Source organism: Rhodococcus sp. NPDC003322, from assembly GCF_053589555.1.
Genome location: NZ_JBSFSC010000010.1, coordinates 96,603 through 113,952 on the forward strand (window position 1 = coordinate 96,603; position 17,350 = coordinate 113,952).

At 71.3% G+C, this 17,350-nt stretch carries 13 protein-coding genes; 9 read left to right on the forward strand and 4 right to left on the reverse strand.

The window, feature by feature from the left end; translation table 11 throughout:
- From ACWDUM_RS27740 to ACWDUM_RS27755, 4 genes are all read left to right on the forward strand, one after another.
- A partial coding sequence (locus ACWDUM_RS27740) for an Ig-like domain-containing protein (RefSeq protein ID WP_450136462.1) occupies nucleotides 1-733 on the forward strand: 733 nt, incomplete at its 5' end.
- Nucleotides 734-840: 107 nt separating this feature from the next.
- Nucleotides 841-2,043, forward strand: coding sequence for an Ig-like domain-containing protein (locus ACWDUM_RS27745; RefSeq protein WP_450136463.1), 1,203 nt, complete (start codon nucleotides 841-843; stop codon nucleotides 2,041-2,043).
- A 33-nt stretch (nucleotides 2,044-2,076) separates the two neighbouring features.
- Entirely contained in the window at nucleotides 2,077-2,976 is a 900-nt protein-coding gene (locus tag ACWDUM_RS27750) for an Ig-like domain-containing protein (RefSeq protein WP_450136464.1), read from the forward strand.
- Nucleotides 2,977-3,126: 150 nt separating this feature from the next.
- Complete coding sequence (locus ACWDUM_RS27755; RefSeq protein ID WP_450136465.1) at nucleotides 3,127-3,690, forward strand: NADPH-dependent FMN reductase; 564 nt, start codon at nucleotides 3,127-3,129, stop codon at nucleotides 3,688-3,690.
- 4 nt (nucleotides 3,691-3,694) lie between these two features.
- Here the strand turns inward: ACWDUM_RS27755 and eccE are convergent, their stop codons facing one another.
- Nucleotides 3,695-5,278, reverse strand: coding sequence for a type VII secretion protein EccE (gene eccE, locus ACWDUM_RS27760; RefSeq protein WP_450136466.1), 1,584 nt, complete (start codon nucleotides 5,276-5,278; stop codon nucleotides 3,695-3,697).
- A 128-nt stretch (nucleotides 5,279-5,406) separates the two neighbouring features.
- Between eccE and eccB the strand changes: the two genes are divergently transcribed.
- Nucleotides 5,407-6,855 carry a type VII secretion protein EccB gene (eccB, locus tag ACWDUM_RS27765; protein WP_450136467.1) on the forward strand — a complete coding sequence of 483 codons (1,449 nt, stop codon included), beginning with the start codon at nucleotides 5,407-5,409 and terminating at the stop codon, nucleotides 6,853-6,855.
- Here eccB and mycP read toward each other — a convergent pair.
- Together mycP and eccD are read right to left on the reverse strand one after the other, a co-directional pair.
- Nucleotides 6,828-8,186, reverse strand: a complete 1,359-nt coding sequence (gene mycP / locus ACWDUM_RS27770; protein WP_450136468.1) for a type VII secretion-associated serine protease mycosin — start codon at nucleotides 8,184-8,186, stop codon at nucleotides 6,828-6,830. The genes eccB and mycP overlap by 28 nt on opposite strands.
- Nucleotides 8,186-9,595, reverse strand: a complete 1,410-nt coding sequence (gene eccD, locus ACWDUM_RS27775; RefSeq protein WP_450136469.1) for a type VII secretion integral membrane protein EccD — start codon at nucleotides 9,593-9,595, stop codon at nucleotides 8,186-8,188. The genes mycP and eccD overlap by 1 nt, the downstream gene beginning before the upstream one ends.
- Before the next feature lie 257 nt (nucleotides 9,596-9,852).
- On the opposite strand from eccD, the gene eccCa reads away from it, so the two are divergent.
- From eccCa to ACWDUM_RS27795, 4 genes are all read left to right on the forward strand, one after another.
- The gene (gene eccCa / locus ACWDUM_RS27780; protein WP_450136470.1) at nucleotides 9,853-13,824 is read left to right on the forward strand and encodes a type VII secretion protein EccCa; all 3,972 of its coding nucleotides are present in this window, start codon (nucleotides 9,853-9,855) and stop codon (nucleotides 13,822-13,824) included.
- Nucleotides 13,821-15,161: a type VII secretion-associated protein gene (locus ACWDUM_RS27785; protein WP_450136471.1), complete on the forward strand. Its 1,341-nt coding sequence runs from the start codon at nucleotides 13,821-13,823 to the stop codon at nucleotides 15,159-15,161. Before eccCa ends, ACWDUM_RS27785 begins: the two co-directional genes overlap by 4 nt.
- 146 nt (nucleotides 15,162-15,307) lie before the next feature.
- Nucleotides 15,308-15,622, forward strand: coding sequence for a WXG100 family type VII secretion target (locus tag ACWDUM_RS27790; RefSeq protein ID WP_450114573.1), 315 nt, complete (start codon nucleotides 15,308-15,310; stop codon nucleotides 15,620-15,622).
- Nucleotides 15,623-15,662: 40 nt separating this feature from the next.
- A complete protein-coding gene (locus tag ACWDUM_RS27795; RefSeq protein WP_450114572.1) occupies nucleotides 15,663-15,953 on the forward strand; it encodes a WXG100 family type VII secretion target in 291 nt (96 codons plus the stop codon).
- Nucleotides 15,954-16,046: 93 nt separating this feature from the next.
- Here the strand turns inward: ACWDUM_RS27795 and ACWDUM_RS27800 are convergent, their stop codons facing one another.
- Entirely contained in the window at nucleotides 16,047-17,195 is a 1,149-nt protein-coding gene (locus ACWDUM_RS27800) for an alkaline phosphatase family protein (RefSeq protein ID WP_450136472.1), read from the reverse strand.
- Between the last annotated feature and the right edge of the window lie 155 nt (nucleotides 17,196-17,350).

The window sequence follows — 17,350 nt, forward strand, 5'->3', positions numbered from 1 at the left end:
CACGTTCGATGCGGCGGGTGCGAAGTCGATCACCGCGGTGTACTCGGGCGTTGCCGGGTTCCTGACGTCGACGTCGGCTGTGTCGTCGGTGACGGTGTCGGATCCTGCGCCGGCCGATGTTGCCACGACGGTCCTGGCCTCGGCGCCGGCGACCGCAAAGGTCGGTGCGGTCGTGGAGCTCACGGCCACCGTGACCCCGTCGAACGCTCAGGGCACCGTGCAGTTCAAGGACGGTGACGTCAGCATCGGCGGCCCGGTGGCGGTCGCCGACGGAATCGCATCCCTCTCGCACGGATTCGACGCGGCCGGCTCGAAGTCGATCACCGCGGTGTTCGTTGGCGGGCCGGGCTTCCTGAACTCGACCTCGCAGCCGGCCACGGTGATTGTGTCCGATCCGCTGCCCACCGACGTTGCGACCACGACGACAATCGTGGTCCCGGCCACGGCGACTGTCGGCCAGACCGTCGTGCTCACAGCGACGGTCGCGCCCGCCACAGCCGGCGGCACGGTGCAGTTCATGGACGGTGACCGGGCGATCGGCCTGCCGGCCGCGATCGTCGACGGGAAGGCGACGCTGTCGTACTCCTTCCCCGCGGCTGGGACGAAGAACATCACGGCGGTGTACTCCGGCGGAACCGGGCACACCGCGTCGACCTCGGAGGCGGGCGTCGTGACGGTGTCTGCGGCTCCGGCCCAGGGCGGCGGCTCGCTCGAGAACATCTTCGGATCCTGACGACAACGGCCCGCCCGGGTGATGGCACCCGGGCGGGCCGTTTCGTGATACCCCCAGAGTTCTTTCCCGTGAACCGGATTCGGTTCCTGCACAGTGGAGGATCGACCATGGCTCGTCCCAGTGCTCGTCGGTTGGTTGCGGCGATCGGTGCCGTTGCCCTCGCAACGTTGGGTGTCGGTGTGGTCGGCGCCGGAACCGCCTCGGCGGCTTCCACGTCGGCAACGAAGACCACCGACAACATCAAGGTGACCAAGAGCGTGACGCCGGGGACCGTCGGGCGTGGTGCGACGGTCACCTACAAGGCGGTGTTCGAGGTGACCAGCATCGTCGACCGGTACATCACGAAGATCACCGACGTGCACCCGGCCGGGTTCGAGTATGTGCCGGGCAGCGCGAAGGTCACCTCGGAGGAGTTGACGTCGGGGCCGTCGACGGAGACCCCGACGCCGTCGATCGACAATGCGAACAACCGGCTCACGGTCACCGGTAACTGGCTGACATCGGATCGCTGGCTCAGCGAGAACAAGGACGTCACGTTCGAGGTCACCTACAAGGTGCCCGACACCGCGGCGCCCGGAACGTTCGACAGTGGATTGGCATTCGACGTCGCGACGTTCCAGTCGTCCCAGGTGTTCAACCCGATGGGAGTGAACGTCGAGGTGTCGGCGCCGACCACGACCACCACGACGACCGTCGCCGCGCCGGCGACCGCCCGCGTCGGCACGGCCGTGGACCTCGTGGCCACCGTCGAGCCCACCCCTGGCGGCGGCACGGTCCAGTTCAAGGACAACGGCGTCGCGATCGGCGCTGCGGTCGCTCCGGTGAACGGCACCGCGACCCTGTCACACACCTTCAACGCGAACGGGGCCCACGCCATCACGGCCGAGTTCACCGGGGCCGGGAACCACACGGCGTCGACGTCCGCGCCGAGCACCGTCAACGTCACCGCGCCGACCTCCACCGTCCTCAGCGCGGTCGCGGACGCGCAGGCCGGCGTCCCGGTCAACCTGGTGGCGGCCGTCACTCCGTCCCCGGCAGGTGGAACGGTGCAGTTCAAGGACAACGGCACCGTCATCGGCACGGTCGACGTCGCGGGCGGGACCGCGACGCTGACGCACACCTTCACCGCCAACGGTGCACACCCGATCACGGCGTCCTTCACCGGCACCGACACTCTCGAGCCGTCCAGTTCGGCGGTCGTGACCGTCACGGTCACCGGTGCCGGCAACGGGAACGGGAACGGCGACGGCGGCGACGGCGGGACCGGCTCGCTCGACACCGGTTCGCTCACCAGCATCTTTGCTTCCTGACCGATGTTCGCAGACATGAACAAAGGAAAACGCGTGTCCCATAACATGATTCGACGTTCGATCGCGGCGATCGGCGCCGCGGCGGTCGTCGTGGTCGGACTCGGAGTCGGGGGCGGCACCGCCGCCGCCGCACCGACGTCGGCGACGAAGACCACCGACAACATCAGGGTCACCAAGAGCGTCACACCGGGGACGGCGGGCCGCGGCGCGACGGTCACCTACACGACCGTGTTCGAGGTGACCAGCATCGTCGACCGGTACATCAAGAAGATCACCGACGTGCACCCGGCCGGCTTCGAGTACGTGCCGGGCAGTGCGAAGGTGACGTCGTCGGAACTGACCTCCGGTCCGAAGACCGACCTGCTGACCCCGACGCTGGACGCCGCGGCCAACCGGCTGACCGTCACCGGTGACTGGCTGACGTCGGACCGGCCGTTGAGCGAGAACAAGGACGTCACGTTCGAGGTCACCTACCGGGTTCCCGACACCGCGGCGCCCGGAACCTTCGACAGTGGATTGGCGTTCGACGTCGCGACGTTCCAGTCCAGCCAGGTGTTCAACCCGATCGGGGTCAACGTCGAGGTGCCCGCACCCGACATCGCCACCACGACCGGGCTGACGGTTCCCGGTACCGCGACCGCGGGTGGCGCGGTCACGCTGTCCGCGACCGTGGCGCCCGCGCCGTCCGGTGGCACCGTGCAGTTCCGCGACGGCGGCACCCCGATCGGCGCGCCGGTCGCGGTCGCGTCGGGCGGGGCGACGCTCTCGCACACCTTCGACACCGCCGGTGCGCACGACATCACCGCGGTCTACTCGGGCGCCGGGCGGTACCAGGAGTCGACCTCGCCGGTGATGACCGTGCGGGTGGCGGGGGCCCCGACCGATGGAGGCGGGAGCCTCGACCTGTCGGGACTGCTGCCGTTCGGTTCTTAGCCCCGAGCACCCGTGAGCAGCCCCCTGACCGGTTCCGGTCAGGGGGCTGCGCGGCGTTGTACGCCCCGATGTTCCGGGCGTTGTACGCCCCGATGTCCCGGGTGCTGTACGCCCTGATGACGACTCGGCGTTGTGCGGCATGATGGCAGGGTGCCCGCAGACCCGCTCCGCCTCGAGGTGATCGTCGGCAGCGTCCGTCAGGGCCGGTTCGGTCCCGTCGTCGCCGACTGGTTCGTTCGTCGTGCCCGACAGGATCCGGCGTTCGACACCGCTGTCCTCGATCTCGCCGAGACCTCGTTGCCCCTCGATAATTCCGACACCGAGGAAGTGCGACGGTTCCGCCGCCGTGTCGAGGCCGCGGACGCGTTCGTGATGGTCACACCGGAGTACAACCACGGGTACCCGGCCGCGCTGAAGAACGCCATCGACACCGCGAAGCAGGAATGGCGAGCCAAACCGGTCGGCTTCGTCTCGTACGGCGGGCTGTCCGGGGGGCTGCGCGCGACCGAACAGCTGCGACAGGTGGTGGCGGAGGTTCACATGGTCTCGGTCCGCCAGACCGTCAGCTTTCATCAGGCCCGCAAGAGGTTCGATGCAGAGGGGGAGACCGCCGACGGCGCCGCGATCGACGGGTCCGCTCGACTGCTCGACCAACTCGCCTGGTGGGCGGACACGTTGCGCGTCGCCCGACGAGCGCGGCCGTATCCGGGCTGAGCTCTCAGCGCGCCGGCACGGGTTCCGTCGCCGGTCGACCCAGGAACGCCGTCTCCGCCGCGATCGTCACCAGCGTCAGGTCGCGACGGGTTCCCTTCGCCCACAGGACGATCCGATTCCCGTGACCGCCGGGTTGGAGGATCGACACCGCCGCACCCTCTGTCGGGGTGAGCGACTCGTGGACCCGGATCGCGGTGACCGAACGCGGCAGCGGGACCGGGCCCACTCCGTCCAGCACCACCGCCGTGGCCTCCGGGGCGAGCGGAGCGGCGGCGTCGGTGAGGACCAGTCGTGCGGGGTCCGCGACGGCCGAGACGAACGGCCGCCAGAACTGCGGTCGGGTGGTGAGCACGGCCAGGCGCGCACCGGTCGCGACGGCGCGCAGCACGACCTGCTGGGCCAGGTACAGCTCCCCGACGACGTTCACGACATCGATGTCGGGGCCGACGACGCGCACCGCCACGCCCCGGCCCTCCGCGTCGGAGCCGATCAGCTGACCACAGCCTGCGACGGGCATCGTCAACGCGTCCAACCGGCCCGCGTCGGCCACCGCGAAGGAGGTCAGTGCATCCAGTGAGGCGGGGGCGCCCGGCAGATGCGACCGCAGCGCCTCGGCCTCGCGTCCGATCGTCGGCGTCAGGCCGGGCAGACGCAGCCGCTCGGGCAGTTCGGTCGTCGTCAGCCGGCACGACGCGGCAATCCGGACCTCGCTCGGCGACGGCCCGGGCCGCAATCGGACGGTGACGGTCGTCGACAGCGACCGGGTGGCCCACACCGAGCACAGCAGCGCGGTGCCGAGCGCGCGCGGGTCGATCGAGTAGCCGGTGTTGTGCCCGTTCGGGACCGGAACGTGCGTCCACGCGGGGCGTCCCGGCTCGTCGTCCCCGGCGATCGCGGCGCGGACCGTCCGGATCTCCGACGCGGGCAGGATGCGGCTCCCGGAGCCCGCCGCCTGCAGTGCGCGGACGATCCGCTGCGCGGCGACCGCCGCCACCCGCACGGCGCCGTCGCCGCCCCCGCCGCGACGGGCGACCGCCGCCGCTTCGCCCGTCGCGTGGAACCGCGCCACCAGCCACACCGTCCGGTGCGCGGTCGCGGCCAGCGGGCCGACGAGTTCGTCGTAGACCGATGCCACCGTCGCCTCGGGGTCGGTGCGACGCCCGTGCGCGACGATGTCGATTCCGGCCAGCGAGATGTCATGCTGAACAAGGGATTCCGTGAGAGTCCGCAAAGGAAGGGGATGATCCTCGTCGACCCCGTCCCGGCCCAGTCGGGTCACCGATCCGGCAACCGGCTGCATTTCGATCACCGTGCACACCGTTCCCGCGGTCGCGCACACGCCGATCACGGTTCCGTCCGGGGCGATGAGGTCGGTGGTTTCCGTGGCGGTGACCCGCATGCGGGTCCGGTAGCGGATCAGGGTGCGTGCCCAGTCGAGCAGGGTGCGTCGCTGCACCGGCAGCAGGCAGACTCCGGCCGCTGCGGCCGCGAGAAGCAGTGCCTGCCACCAGATCAGCCCGGCAACGGATCCGACGATGCCGGCGGCCAGCGCGACGACCTGCGCGGTCACCACGGTGACCACGGGCATCGGTGGCCGATACCGGCCACGCCCACGAATCACGATTTCCCCCTACCCCGTCCGGACGTCCCCCACGTCGCGGCTCACGCGGACTGTACTCTGTGCCCCCGTAGTGCGCGCCAAGTGGGGGAGGGAACATGGCAGCACAGCCGACGAGCCGTTGGCAGGTCAGCGGATATCGCTTCCTGGTACGGCGGATGGAACACGCGCTGGTGCGGCGGGACGTACGGATGCTGCACGATCCGATGCGCAGTCAGTCGCGGGCACTGGCAGCCGGTGCCCTGCTCGCGGTGATCGCCCTGGCGGGATGTGCCGCGCTGGCACTGATCCGACCGCAGGACAAGATCGGGGACGCCCGGATCGTCGTCGGAAAGGACTCCGGGGCGATGTTCGTGGTTCTCGAGGACACGCTGCATCCGGTCCTGAATCTCGCGTCGGCGCGGCTGATCGTCGCCGGCGCCGACACCCCGGTGGTCGTGCAGGAAACCGAGTTGGGTTCGCTGCCCCGCGGGCCGCTGCTCGGCATTCCCGGTGCGCCGTCGGCGTTGCCGAGCGACGATCCGGGTGCCTGGACGGTGTGCGATTCGATCGCCCCCGGCGGCGCAAAAGCGGTGAGCACCGCCGTCATCGTCGGTGGCCCCGATCTCCCGGACGGCGTCCGCGACCTCTCGGCAGACGAGGCGTTGCTGGTTCAGGGCACGGACGGGACCTATCTCGTGCACGACGGCACGCGCAGTCGCGTCGACCTCGGCGACCACGCGGTCTCGCTGGCGTTCGACCTCGACGGAGTGGTGCCGCGGCCGGTCAGCGCGGGGCTGCTCGGCGCGATTCCCGAGGCCCCCGCGCTGACCCCGCCGGTCATCCGCGACGCCGGAGCGCAGCCGTCGTATTCGTTCCAGGGCAAGCCGATCGGCTCCGTCGTCCAGGTTCAGGACGCCCAGGAGACCCGGTACTACGCGGTCCTCGCCGACGGGCTGCAGCGGATCGGCCGGGCCACGGCGGACCTGATCCGCTATGCCGACTCGCAGGGCGCGGCCGGGATGGACATCGTCACTCCCGACGCGGTGACCGGACCGCCGCAGTCCACCGCCCTCGCCGTCGAGACCTTCCCGGACACGCCGCCCCGCATCGTCGACGATCGTCGTGATCCGGTGGGCTGCCTGTCCTGGCGGCCGGTCTCCGGTGACGGTGGCGTGCGCGCGACCGTCGCAGTGGTCGCGGGCAACCGGTTGCCGCTACCGGCGGACGCGCGGCCGGTGACCCTCGCGCAGAGCGACGGCACCGGGGACAACGCCGACGCGTTCTTCGTGCGTCCCGGGGTCGGAGCGCTGGTCCACTCGACGGGCATCACGCCCGCCAGTGGGCGGCAGGGCGCGCTGTTCTTCGTCGCCGACACCGGTGTCCGCTACGGCGTCGAGAATCGCGACACCGCAACGCTATTGGGGTTCGGTGAGGCCACCGCACCCGCCCCCTGGCCGATCCTCGGCCTGCTCGCGCCGGGACCCGAACTGGGTCGTGAGGCGGCGTTCCTGGCCCACGACGGGGTCGCCCCGGACGATCACCCCGCGGACGTGTCGCCTCGGTGAAGCCGCCGCCTTAGGGGGAACGAGGCGAGCACGCCGAGCCCCAGCAGGGTCGCGACGATGCCGGAGCCGACCAGGGCGACGGTGCGCGGGCGGGTGTCCGGTGGCAATTCCGGCGCGGGGATGGCGATCGCGGTCGACTGCGGTGACGTCACCGCCTCGACCAGCGGTGCGGTCACCGCGGCCAGCGGGTCGATCACCCCGTGTCCGACGTATGGATCCCAGCCCGCCCCCGGAGCATGCGCTGTCCGCTCTATCCGGGCAATCACCTGTGGCGCAGTGAGTTCCGGGTGCCGGGCCCGTACCAGCGCCGCCGTGCCCGCGACGTACGGGGCCGCGAAGCTGGTGCCTTCGACAGGCCCGCCGTTCGCTGAGGCGGTGAGTCCGTCGTCCAGCGGGCGCCGGGGATCCAGAGACGTGATCGCGGTGCCCGGCGCCGCGACGTCGACCCACGGCCCCGGCAGGGTGAACGGGGACGGTGAACCGTCGCCGTTCACCGATCCGACCGTGAGCACTTGCTCGTCGTACCAGGCCGGGGTGGCAACCGTGGTGACGTCTTCCCACGGGTCTGCGTGCGGCCGGGCGGGATCGGGCGAGGGATTCGACTGCGGGCAGGCGTCGAGGTTGCCTGCGGCCGCGACGATCACCGCGTCGCGCACACGGGCGGCGTAGTCGATGGCGGCCCCGAGTGCGCGATGGTCCCCGGCGCCCGGCGGCACACACGCCACCTCCGAGATGTTGATGACCGTCGCGTTCATGTCCGCCGCGCGCCGGATGGCGGACGCCAGGGTGGTCAGGTTGCCGACACCGCGGGCGTTCCGGCCGTCGGTGTCGGGGTCGGCCCCGACCCGCCGGTAGATGTTGCTGGACTGCCGGATGGTCAGGATCCGGGCGTCCGGTGCCACCCCGGCGAAGCCGGTTGCCTCCGAACGGGTCGCGGCGATGAGACCGGCGACGAGTGTGCCATGGGCATCGCAGTCGGCGGTGCCGTCACCGGTGGACACGAAGTCGCCGCCCGGAACCAGCCCGGGGAGGCGGGGATGATGCTCGACGCCGGTGTCGATCACCGCGACGAGTTGACCGCGACCGGTGGTCAGCGGCCACACGGAGTCCAGGTCCAGCGACTGCTGCGGCGCGGGTACCTCGGCCGGGTTCGCCGCCGCGGATGTCTGGGCACACGGATCGCGCAGTTCGGACTGCACCGGTGGCAGATTCCCGGGCGGCAGGCTGCCGGGGTCGATGGTCGGGGGCGCGACCGCCGCCGCGGTTCCGGACATCACTGCCGGGACGACCGCCGCCGCGGCGAGCGCCCCGACGGCTTGCCGCCACCGCATCAGAGCCCGCGCATCGCGGCGAAGAGACCGCCGACCCAGCAGGCCAGCGGGAGCACCATTGCGATCGCGGTGTAGTCGACCAGTTCGACGGCACGACGCTGCACCGGGGAGAACTCGTGATTCGGGGCCACGACGCCGAGCGTGAGGGCAAGACCCACGCCGAGGGTCGCGATCACGAACAGGATCGGTGCCAGTCCCGGTTCGGTGATCGCCGCCTCGGTGAGCAACAGGAGCAGGATGGCGGTGCCGGACCCGATCAGTGTCCCGGCCTGCGCGATGCTGGCGTACGTGCGGCCCCGGAGCATCAGCACCACGGCTGCAACGACGGCCAGCAGCATTCCCGGCCAGTCGATTCCGCCCGTCCCGAAGGCACCGGCGGCCATCAGGGAGCCCACGGCGGCCACCACGCTCGCCGCGCCGACCAACCCGGTGAGGAGGTGGCGGGCCCGGCCCGCTCTCGCCTCGAGGCCGACAAACGACGGCAGTGGTCCGTCCGCGGACTCCTCCGCGTCGAGCGGCGAACCGGGGGACGGCACAGGTGGCAGCGGCAGCCGCGCGAGCAGCATCGCCACCCGGGGTGCGATGGCCAGCAGGACCAGGGCGCATGCGGTGACCGCGGCGCCGATCGCCGCTCCCGGCAGGTCGGTCGCAACAGCCACCCCGGCGGCACCGGCGGCTGCGGTGGCCGCGGCGGCCGCCGCGACCGCGAGACCGATGCCGACTCCGCTGACCCGCGCGGCGAGGACGGCGAACCCGCCGCCGGTGACCGCGCCGAGGAGCAGGCTCGCGGCCCCGAGGTCGCCGGGCACCACAAGTGCGCCGGCGGCGAACGCCGGCGCCAGCGCGGCGCCCCACAACGTCACCCCGGACCGCTCGTCGCCGTAGACACGGGCGACGACGGCACCGGCCGCGACCAACAGCACCGCGACGGTCAGCGCCGCGATCATGCCCACCAGTCCGCCGTCGTGCGCGCGAGCGACCAGCAGCGCGAGCGAGCCGATCGCCGTCAGCGCGACGGCCGCCACCGAGCCGGTGAGCCGGGCGGACCCGGGCGTCCACCGACGGAAGGTGTCCACCTCGATCGCGGCCACGTTGTGCATCAGGTCGTCGAACAGTGGTGCCGGGGCCGGCCGGTCGGCGGCCTGCAGCAGGAGCAGGTCCCCGTCCCGCACACCGTGGTCGAGGAGTGTCGCGGTCGGGTCCATCGGAGCCTGGCCCAGCCTGCCGAGCGTCCACTCCGTCGCCCCGGTCGAGTGGTCGAGAGAAGGTGTTGTGTCGCTGTGTATCTCGATCATCGAGACGATCTCCGGGATCAGCAGGGCGAGGGGCGCGCCAGCAGGCAGCGCGAGGTCCACCTGGGTGTGGTCGGTCAGGATCGTCAGCCTGCACAGATCCGTGCGGGCACCCACAGTTACACCGTTCGTCACGACAGCCCCCCTCGAGCGCGGGTCCCCACCCGCGCCTTCCACTACGAAACTGCGGGCACTTTACGGCAATCGGCGGTGGCGGTGGGGTTCCGGGGGTCGCGGGTGGAGCCCGGTGTGGTCGCGGGCGGAGCCCGGTGTGCGCTACTGTCCAACGCTCGAGACGACGACCCGGGGGAGGGTCGCCTCGTCCGCCGACCGCGTCGGCGCCGGTTCGACCGACACCAGGGGGGTGATCGCGCATGGCCACCGTGCGTTTCGTGCGCAAGGCACGCAGTGAGGTGCCACGCACCCCTGGCGGCGAGGTGAGCCTGCAGCCGCCCCCGGAGATCCCGAAGATCGTGCCCGGGAACCTGCTGACCAAGATGCTGCCGGTGGTGATGGTCGTCGCGATGGTCGGCATGGTCGCGCTGATGTTCACCACGGGGATGGCCGCGAACCCGATGACGCTGCTGTTCCCCGTGATGATGGTGGTCTCGATGCTCGGCATGCTCGCCGGGGGACGAGGCAGCGGGGCCCGGGCCGCGGAGGCCAACGAGGACCGCAAGGACTACCTGCGCTACCTCGATCAGCTGCGCCGCGACGTCTACGACACCGTCGAGCGGCAACGGACGGCACTGGAGTGGAGCCACCCCGACCCCGCACACCTGTGGACGCTCGCCGGGTCGACCCGAATGTGGGAGCGCCGCCTCACCGACCCCGATCACTGCCACGTTCGGGTCGGCCGCGGCAGTCAGCGCCTCGCGACCCGACTGATCGCGCCCGAAACCGGGCCCGTGGAGGACCTCGAACCGGTCGCCGCCGTGTCGTTGCGCCGCTTCGTCCGCACCCACTCCGTAGTGCCGGAGCTGCCGACCGCGGTGGCGTTGCGTGGGTTCGCGGCGATCGGGTTCGAGGGCGACCGCGCGGCGTCACGTTCGCTGGTCCGGTCGATGCTGGTGCAGCTGTGCACCTTCCACAGCCCCGACCAACTGCACGTCGTCGTGGTGTGCGGGCCCGACACCGCCGGTGAGTGGGAGTGGGTGAAGTGGCTCCCGCACGCGCAGCACCCGGACCGCCACGACGGCGCCGGGAGCGGGCGAATGGTGTACGGCTCGCTGGCCGAACTCGAGGACACCCTCGGCCCCACGCTGGCGATGCGGGCGAGGTTCTCCCGGACCGCGCCGGCCACCGCAGGCGTCCCGCAGGTGGTGGTCGTCCTCGACGGCGGCATCACCTCGGCGGTCGGTGTGCTCGACGAAGGGCTCGACTCGGTCACGGTTCTCGACCTGGGCGGCTGTCGGCCGACGCTGTCGGCGACGCGCGGTATCCAGCTGGTGCTCACCGGTGGATCGCTGGGCGCCCGGAGCGGTTCGGGCATCGAGACCTTCGCTGTCGCCGACGGGTTGAGCGTGCACCAGGCACAGACCGCGGCCCGCCGCCTCGCGCCGTTCCGTGTCGCCGTGGCCGCCACCGCCGACGAGGGGGAGGGTGACGGCGCGGCCGCGGACTGGCAGCAGCTGCTCGGACTGCCCGACGTCGCCACGCTCGACCCGGCACGGACCTGGGCGCCGCGTAGCCCACGGGACCGTCTGCGGATTCCGATCGGGGTCGCGCTCGACGGCAGCCCCGTCGAGATCGACCTCAAGGAGGCCGCCGAGAACGGAATGGGCCCCCACGGGTTGTGCATCGGGGCAACGGGTTCCGGAAAGTCCGAGTTTCTCCGCACGCTGGTCCTCGGACTGGTGGCCACCCACTCTCCCGACGCGCTCAACCTGGTCCTCGTCGACTTCAAGGGCGGTGCGACCTTCCTCGGGCTCGATGACGTGCCGCACGTCGCCGCGGTGATCACCAACCTCGCCGACGAACTCGCGATGGTGGACCGGATGCGCGACGCACTGGCCGGGGAGATGAACCGCAGGCAGGAACTGCTTCGGTCCGCGGGCAACTTCGCGAACGTCACCGACTACGAGCGGGCCAGATCGTCCGGCGCCGACCTCGCGCCGTTGCCCGCGCTGTTCATCGTTGTCGACGAGTTCTCCGAACTGCTCAGCCAGCAACCGGAGTTCGCGGACCTGTTCGTGGCGATCGGGCGCCTCGGCCGGTCGCTGCACATCCACCTGCTGCTCGCCAGTCAGCGACTCGACGAGGGCAGGCTGCGTGGCCTCGACAGCCACCTGTCGTACCGGATCGGCCTGAAGACCTTCTCCGCGAACGAGTCCCGAACCGTTCTCGGCGTCCCCGATGCGTATCACCTGCCGGCCACGCCGGGCGCCGGCTACCTCAAATGCGACTCCGCCGAGGTCGTCCGGTTCGCCTCCGCCTACGTGTCCGGACCGTACCGCCGGCGGACGACGCCAGGCGGGTCCGCGGGATCCGGTGCGGCCGTGGACCTGCGGCCGCGTCCCTTCACCGCCGCCGCGGTGAGCGTGCTCGAGCCGATTGCCCCGATCTCGGTGGTGGACGAAGCGGAGTCCGATGTGGAGGACAGTGGCCGCACCGTCCTCGGCGTCGTCGTCGACAGGGTCCGCGGTCACGGGAACGCGGCTCACGAGGTGTGGCTGCCTCCGCTCGACGCGCCGCCCACCCTCGATCGGCTGGTTCCGGCGCCGACCGCTACCGACGCGGTGGCGGTCACGCTTCGGGCTCCGGTCGGCATCGTGGACCGCCCGTTCGACCAGCGACGCGACCAGCTGGTCGTCGACCTGTCCGGCTCCCGCGGCAACGTGGCGGTGGTCGGCGGTCCGCAGTCGGGCAAGTCGACGGCGTTGCGCACCCTGATCCTGGCGATGGCGATGACCCACACCGCGCGGCAGGTCCAGTTCTACTGCCTGGATTTCGGCGGTGGCACCCTGTCGGGGCTGGCGTCCCTGCCGCACGTGGGATCGGTCGCGAACCGACTCGATGTCGACCGGGTCCGACGGACCGTGGCCGAGATGACGACACTGGTGCGCGAGCGGGAGCGGCGCTTTCGCGAGTTGGGGATCGACTCGGTGGCGGAGTTCCGGCGACTGCGCGCCGCCGGTGGCTCCGCTGCGGCCGGGCTCGACGGGGATCCGTTCGGCGACGTCTTCCTGGTCGTCGACGGCTGGCCGGGGGTGCGTCAGGACTTCGAACCGCTGGAGGCCCAGATCGGGGCGCTCGCGGGGCAGGGGCTGTCGTTCGGTGTGCACGTCGTGGTCACCGCGTCCCGTTGGGCGGAGATCCGCCCCGCGCTAAAGGACCAGTTGGGCACCCGGATCGAACTCCGTCTCGGTGATCCGTCCGACTCCGATGTCGGCCGGGCCAAGGCATCCCGGGTACCCGAGGGGCGGCCGGGACGAGGAATGACGGCGGATGGACTGCACCTGCTGACGGCGCTGCCCCGGATCGACGGGCGCGCCGACAGTGCCGACCTGACCGCGGGGGTGGCCGACGCCGTCGCGAGGATCGGGGCAGGGACGACGGGGCGGGCGGTGCCGGTGCGGATGCTGCCCGACCGCTGCTCGCGCGCCGATGTCGTCGGGCGGATCGGTGACTGGCCGCCGGCGGACGGCGTTCCGTGCCTGCGTGTTCCGATCGGTATCGACGAGGCCGAGTTGGCGCCCGTCCATGTCGACTTCTCCGAACACCAGCACCTGCTGGCATTCGCCGACGGCGGGGCGGGCAAGACCACGCTGCTGCGCGGAATCTGTGCCGGGCTGATCGAGTCGAACACCCCGCAGCAGGCCAAGCTGATCCTCGCCGACTACCGGTGCACCATGCTGGGCACGGTGGAGGGCGATCACCTCGCCGGCTACGCGGCCAACGGTCCGACGCTGACGACGATGATGGGCGAGCTCGCGGGGGTACTCGAAGGCCGGATGGCGGGTTCCGACCTGACCCCGCAGCAGATCCGGGACCGCTCGTGGTGGAGCGGACCGGAGATCTACGTCATCGTCGACGACTACGACCTGGTCGCCACCTCCAGCGGCAACCCGCTGTTGCCGCTGCTCGACTACCTCCCGCACGGCAAGGACGTCGGCCTGCATCTGATCGTGGCCCGCCGGTCGGGCGGTGCCGGCCGCGCGCTCTACGAACCGATCATCGCGCGCCTGCGCGACCTCGTTCCCACCGGACTGGTGATGAGCGGCAGCCGGGACGAGGGCAACCTCATCGGCACCGCCCGCCCCACCGAGATGCCGCCCGGCCGCGCCACACTGGTGACCCGGTCCGGAACGTCGTCCATTCAGGTCGCCTGGCTGCCGCCGCTGTGACCGCGAGGCAGGGCGCGCAGCGACAGCCGACGGCCGTGCACCTGACCGAGACGAGGGTGTGGGCTCGCCACGACGACCGGACCGTCGAGCGCCCGGCGGGGGTCATGATCGACGCCGCGGGGCTCGTGGTCGGTGTCGACCGGGCCACGGCCGTCGGTGACGACGTGTTCGAACCGGCGCCGATCCGGTACATCGACGACGAGGTGCTGTTGCTCGGAACGACCACGGTGCCCGTCCGCGAGGTGCTCGCCGCGTTGTTGGCCTACGTCGCCGCCGCGGTCGGTGCCTCCACCCCGGTGGACGTGCTCGTGCTGACCTGCCCGACGGGTTGGGCGACGCGTAGGCGCCGGGTGCTGGCCGCGGCCGGCCGTGCGGTGGCCGGCGAGGTGCGGGTGATCGCTGCCGCCGATGCCGTCGACCGCGTCCTCGACGACGACGGGATCGTGATCGAGGTCGGAATGTTGTCGTCCACGGCGTCGTCCACGGAGGACGATGCCGGGGTTTCGGTCGACACGGTCGGGTCCATGGATCTGTCCGAACGCCTCGACGCCGCAGCGGAACTCGTGTCGGCGGTACACGCATGGCAGCCCGAGGCCCCGGCACGGGTGGCGATCACGGGCGAACTGTCGGCATCCCGGGCGGCGACGCTGGCCGCAGAGGTGAGCCGGGCGTGGGGCGCGCTGCCTCGAGTCCGCGAGGTCCGCGGTGCGGCCGTCGTCGACGGTGCGTATTCGTGGGCGTTGGATCTGCTCGGTCACCGCGCCCCCGACCCGGAACCCGAGCCTCGTCCCCGGCGTCGACTCCCGCGCGCCATCGTGGCCGGGGCGTTGCTCGCCGCGGTCGCCGCTGCTGCGGTGGCCTGGAACCTCGGCAGGTCCGACCCCGAGGGAACGGCCGCAGTGGGACCCGCGGTGGAGGTGTGGGCGGCGTCGGGGCGGGCCGCGATCACGGTGCCCGCCGGCTGGGTCGAGCGCACACCGGCGAGCCGCCCGGACCGGGTCGAACTGGTCCGCGTCGACGGTCGACCGGCCCGGATCCTCTTGGTGCACAAGGAACTCAATCCGGGCGCCGATCTGGACGCGGTGGCAGGCACCCTCGCCGCCCGGATCGCCGAGCGTGCCGACACCTTCGGCCCACTGGAACGGGTCGACGTCGGGTCCCGGCCTGCACTGTCCTACCGGGAGTTCCCGGATCCGGATTCCCAGGTGCGGTGGCAGGTGTTCGTCACCGACGGACTCCAGGTGAGTCTCGGCTGCCAGGCGCCGCGCGACCGCCTGCCGGACCTGGAACCGCAGTGCGACGACGTTGCCCGCTCGGTCACGGTCGCGCCGCGCTGACCCGGATCGGCAGGCGCCGCCGAAATTGATCCCGACCGGACGGAACCGAACCGCGAGGTCGGTGCGTCCAATTGGGTGTAGACGCGCTTCCGGCATCGGCCCGACCGGGCTGAACCCCCGGACGCGACAGAAATCAGGAGGGGTGCATGAGCGGTCAGATGAGGACGACCACCGAAACCATGGAGGCCGCGGCGCGGCACGTGGGTGACGTCAACGGCGACATTCAGGGGCTGCTGTCCTCGCTGCAGGGCCGGCTCACTGCCGTCAACGGCGTGTGGGAGGGATCGGCGAAACTGGCCTTCGACAACCTGATGGTGCGCTGGGACGACAGCGCCAAGCGCCTCAACGAGTCGCTGCTGGCGATCAGCGAGAACATCCGCGCCAACGGTGTGGCCTTCGCGGCCGCCCAGGACGATCACGTCAGCGCAATCGGCAATGCCGGCGGCAGCCTCAATCTCTGACCTGCCGGACAGGTTCGAACGACTCGACCAGGGGGACAACATGAGTGGAACCATGCGTTACGACTTCGCCGCAATCGACGGCGCCCGCGCCGACATCGCGGCCAGCAGCGCCGGCATCAACGGCAAGCTCGCGGACCTCAAGAGCTACCTCGCACCGCTCGTCGCGGAGTGGGAGGGTTCCGCCGCCGAGGCGTACCAGGCGCAGCAGGCCAAGTGGGATTCCGCGGCCAACGACCTGAACCAGGTGCTCGAGGCGATCGGCCGTGCGGTCGGCGCCGGCAATGACGACATGAACGCGACCAACAACCGCGCGGCGGCCAGCTGGTCCTGACCCGCACGCGTTCATGGACGAGGACGTCCCCGGTGGAGGAGAGCCACCGGGGACGTCTTCGTGCGTATCGGATGTGCGTCGGGATCGTGTGTGTCAGGGGCGGAACACCAGCAGCGGTACGTGCAGTTCCGCCGAGGTGAGTGAGCCGTGATGGCCGACCAGGATCGACTGCAGTGGTTCGGCCCCGCGGCGGATCAGGGCGCCGTCGCCGGTCGCGACCGCGATCACGTCGCCGATCCGCTGGGCGGCTGCCGCGCTGATCGTCGGGCCGAACCAGCCCCGCGCGATCACGTCGGAGCGGGAGTACACCGCGAACCCGTCGTCGAGACGGTCACGCCACCGGTCGAGCACCGCGTCGGCCTGGCCAGGTTCGGTGTAGACGTGCCGGGCCCGGGGTTCGCCGCCGATCTGGCGCACACCTTCCTTGAGGGTGCTGTCCTGATCGATGTCGATGGGGGAGCGGACCTGCACCATGCCGTGGTCGGCGGTGACGATGAGCGCGCCGTCCGCGGGGAGCCGCGCCGCGATCTGCCGGGCGAGGAGATCGACCTGCTCGAGTTCGAGGGCCCACGCAGTCGACTCCGGCCCGCGGGCGTGCCCGGTCAGGTCGAGTTCGCCGTGGTAGGCGTAGACCAGGGAACGCTGACCGTCGCGCATCGAGGCGACCGCGGCATCGGCCAGGTCCCCCATGGAGAAGCTGGGACGGAACTCGCCGCCACGCAGCGCCGCGCGGGTCAGGCCGGAGCCGCCCTGGTAGGCGGGTGCGACGCGGGAGACCGCGATGCCGTGCGCCGCGGCCCGTTCGAACGCGGTTGGGTTCGGCTGGAACTCCTCGGGCACGAGCTCCCGCAGCAGGTCCACCTTCGGGCCCTCCCCATGTAGGCGCCACTTGAGCGGATTCATCAGTCGGTCCTCGCCGGGCACCGAGATCAGGTAGCCGACGACACCGTGCTCCCCGGACGGCCGTCCGGTGCCGAGCGAGGCGAGGCTCGCCGCGGTAGTGGTCGGGAAGCCCGCCGTCAGCACCGGTGCCGGACCGGCCGAGCTCAGGAACGGTGCCTCCTTCGGGTGCGCGGCGAGCAACTCCGCACCCAAACCGTCGACCAAGAGGATGCACACGCGGTTGACACCGGTGAGGTCGATACCGACGCGATTCGTCTCGCCGGGCACACCGAGGTGCGCGAGAACCGAGGGCACGAGATCGGACAGCGATTCCCGCCCGTACTGCGGAGCAAGCAACATGTGCCCAGGCTAGTGCCGGCTCTGCATGCCGCATACGAGCAGAACGTCGCGAGTTCACGCCTGTGACCAGGCGATTTGCGGGAGCGCGGTCGATCACGTAACTTTTGTCGAGTCAGAGCGACACGGACACCGACTCCGCCCCCCGGGTGAGAGCA